Here is a 2980-nt window from a genome sequence, read left to right as displayed (position 1 = left end):
AGTCATTGATCGACATTCCAGCTTGTTCTAAGAGTTCTTTCAATAGTTTGATTTGTCCTAAAGAAAGCTTCAGTTGATGTGCGCCTCTCTCATGATTACCAAGCGTCTTGCGGGTTATTCCCAATTCGCTAGCGAATTCTTCTTGAGTCATCCCTAAACGCTCACGTACTTGCTTGAGACTTAGCAAGTTAGGGTTGCTATATGAGTTTCTATCCTTTGCCATCTTACCTAGCGATTAGTTGATGGTTTCTCAGTCAATGTCGTCAGGTAAGTCATCGATCGACATTCCGGCTTGTTCTAGGAGTTCTTTCAATCGTTTGAATTGCCCTAGAGAAAGCTTCAGTTGGTTTGCGCCTGTTTCATGATTTCTAATTGTCCGGCTGGTAATCCCTATTTCCTGAGCGAATTGCTCCTGAGTCATTCCTAGTCGTTCACGTACCTGCTTAAGAGTTGGCAAGTTAGGGTTGCTATTCTGATTTTTATCGTTTACCATTTTACCTAGCAATAGGAAAACTTTTCCTGTTAGCCGCCATAAAAATTGACGGGGAAACGCTTATGAGAAGTCCCATTACTTCCCGTTTCCCAGTCTCCCTATGGGTAGTTTCTCATACCAGGCAAGTCCGCCAAGAGTTAAAACTCCTGGCTAATAGCTCAAGTCCACTGAAGTGGACTGAAATTCATCGTGGATGAGTAGATTAAGGAGGTGACGCCTAGACGATTATCAGGAAATCACTAGCTCGTACCGTTTTAAGTCTTCCATGAGTAACGAGCGATCGCTACTTTGGCGAGTATATGCGATCGCTCCTCTGTAACAAATAATCACACTAATAATAGCAATGAAACATTCTCAATGGCTTCGCCTCAAAGCTGACGCGGACAGGATTGTTGCGGCTTTAAGAGCCGACGGTTTCCAGTGCCGTAAGCACACACAGCGCTTGTCTTGGCACTTTCGCAAAGATACCGTTTCCTATACCCTGGCTTGGCTACCCGCGCCCGTTGGTGACTGGAGCTTATTACCCAACGATGGCAGCCCACAGCGAGAGCAACTTCTATCACAGATTCACTCTATCTTGGAGCATCGGGGCTGTGGTCGGATTGTAGAAACGCACCCTGGCACATCTGTGCAAAGTTCTCCGGCTAAAAGCGATCAGCTTTGCTATGCCCAAGGCGATCGCATCTGGAATCAGCAGAATTACCCTTGGACACTGGTGAGACTCTTACCAAACGCTCAACACTATACAGTAGCTCGCTTCTATAGCCGCACCGAAGCAGAAAATCATAAGCGATTTCTGGGAAAGTGGATGCCAGCATCCGAGTTCGAGGTCGTATTTGATGAGACAACAGTAACGGCTGATCATTGAGTGCGATCGCTCCTTGCCGTAAATTGCGTTAATCTCAGAAAACCTAACCTACGGCAAGGTTTAATCTATTCAATAATGAACAGTAGAAGCGATCGCATCTTCCCTCCTTTTCGCAGCAGTCCTCAAACTGGCTTGAGTTCCAAACTGCGCCACAAGTACCACGACGCAATGCTGCAATAGGGCGTCCACTTTTGTCCAAAACGTTCTGTAGTCTTGCGATCGGGAAGTGCCTCAAGATTGTAGAGTTTCCTTATGCCTGCACGTACACCCAAGTCATCCACAGGCAAGACATCCCACCGCTTAAGACGGAAAATCAGGAGCATCTGAACAGTCCAGCATCCGATACCTTTGACTCGCGTTAGAGTCTTGATAATCGCCTCATCGTCCATGACTTCCAACTCCTCAAGGGTAGGCAATCCGGCGATCGCATGACGTGCCAAGTCTTTCAGGTAAGAGATTTTCGGGCGTGAAATGCCCACTCGGCGGAGGACTTCATCCGGCGTTTCGAGGACATCTTGTGCCGAAGGGAACTGAGTATCCGGGTAAAGCTGGAGAAACCTTTCGTGGATGACTTTAGCCACCTTGGTAGAAAGTTGTTGGTGGAGAATTGACCGGGATAGGCAAAAGAACAAGTCTCCCTCCAGTTCATTCTGGTGTAGCTGACACGAACCAATTTGCTGAATAAGTTGTCCCAAAATGGGATCGGAATCCTGGAGAAAGTCAATCGCGATCGAGAAATTCATCAACTGAATGCTCGGGAAATAACTTTAATTATTGTTGATTTTCCAAATTAATTGCCAAGCCTAGGCCAGTGAGCAGTGAGCAGTGAACAGTGAGCAGTGAGCAGCGACCAAGGCTTCAGGCGGAAATTTCTACCCGATGTGCTGATTGCTCGTAACTGACAACTGGTCACTGGTCACTGTGAATACTCTCAACTAATGGACTCAATTTAAGGGTGACAAAGGAGTTGAGCCAGTGGACACTCTATGTTTGCGCTGTCGTAGAGGTCTCTTGCAAAAGTCGATTTTCGCCCCTACTCCCCAAAGAGTCCTTTAGGAGATTTAGGGGGCTTTTCGGGAGTTATGCAAGAGACTCCGGACGGTTTACAATAGAGGAATCAATTCAACTAAGTGTTTTTTTGCGTGAAGCAAGTATCAATCGGTTTGGTCTACACATTTCAACCTCACCAGATCGTTTGTTTAGAGCATGAGAGTACTCGCTTATACGCCGAAGTTATTGAAGTTGCGATCCCACGGCAAGTTTGTTGGGTACGTCCTGTGATGCTAGCGGTACCTATGGCTGGCAACGAGCAGCTATCTGTACCATCACCTGAACAGCTGACCGTGTACGATTTGCGATCGGGGTCCGATTTGCTATGGCCTGCTAGTCTATTTAAACCCGCGTTAGATACTGAAGTTATCCCTTTGTTAGGACAACTAGATGCCAAAGCTGATAAGAGTTCGGAGGCTCATCAGCAACTAAGCCGTTTCATCAGCAAGGTTTGGCAAGCCTATCAAAACCTCTTTCAGAGGTCATAAGCGGACTCGGATTCAAGTTTTGTTGCTTCACCTCTTCGATTTTTGGGGAGTATGCCATTTTTGTAAATACATAGCGGTTAG

5 protein-coding genes are annotated in these 2980 nt (G+C 46.5%); 2 read left to right on the top strand and 3 right to left on the bottom strand.

Annotated features, from left to right (window positions below; genetic code table 11):
- Together V6C93_RS30695 and V6C93_RS30690 are read right to left on the bottom strand one after the other, a co-directional pair.
- Positions 1 to 223: helix-turn-helix transcriptional regulator (locus V6C93_RS30695; RefSeq protein WP_333480474.1), on the bottom strand; the 223-nt coding region annotated here is incomplete at its 3' end.
- 27 nt (positions 224 to 250) lie between these two features.
- Positions 251 to 493: a helix-turn-helix transcriptional regulator gene (locus tag V6C93_RS30690; RefSeq protein ID WP_333480473.1), complete on the bottom strand. Its 243-nt coding sequence runs from the start codon at positions 491 to 493 to the stop codon at positions 251 to 253.
- Positions 494 to 836: 343 nt separating this feature from the next.
- Here V6C93_RS30690 and V6C93_RS30685 point away from each other — a divergent pair, with 343 nt between their 5' ends.
- Entirely contained in the window at positions 837 to 1361 is a 525-nt protein-coding gene (locus tag V6C93_RS30685; protein WP_333480472.1) for a hypothetical protein, read from the top strand.
- Between the two features lie 122 nt (positions 1362 to 1483).
- Here V6C93_RS30685 and V6C93_RS30680 read toward each other — a convergent pair whose 3' ends face one another.
- Entirely contained in the window at positions 1484 to 2104 is a 621-nt protein-coding gene (locus V6C93_RS30680) for a DNA-3-methyladenine glycosylase (RefSeq protein WP_333480471.1), read from the bottom strand.
- Positions 2105 to 2503: 399 nt separating this feature from the next.
- On the opposite strand from V6C93_RS30680, the gene V6C93_RS30675 reads away from it, so the two are divergent.
- Positions 2504 to 2899 carry a hypothetical protein gene (locus V6C93_RS30675; protein WP_333480470.1) on the top strand — a complete coding sequence of 132 codons (396 nt, stop codon included), beginning with the start codon at positions 2504 to 2506 and terminating at the stop codon, positions 2897 to 2899.
- Positions 2900 to 2980: the final 81 nt, after the last annotated feature.

Source organism: Allocoleopsis sp., assembly GCF_036703385.1.
Taxonomy (GTDB): Bacteria; Cyanobacteriota; Cyanobacteriia; order Cyanobacteriales; family Coleofasciculaceae; genus Allocoleopsis.
The sequence above is the reverse complement of the archived record's forward strand: the minus strand, read 5'-3'. Positions and strand labels throughout refer to the sequence as shown.

Excerpts from the sequence above, each read along its gene's own strand:
- V6C93_RS30690 (WP_333480473.1), bottom strand. The coding sequence starts at position 493 with ATGGTAAACGATAAAAATCAGAATAGCAACCCTAACTTGCCAACTCTT.
- V6C93_RS30680 (WP_333480471.1), bottom strand. The coding sequence starts at position 2,104 with ATGAATTTCTCGATCGCGATTGACTTTCTCCAGGATTCCGATCCCATT.
- V6C93_RS30685 (WP_333480472.1), top strand. The coding sequence starts at position 837 with ATGAAACATTCTCAATGGCTTCGCCTCAAAGCTGACGCGGACAGGATT.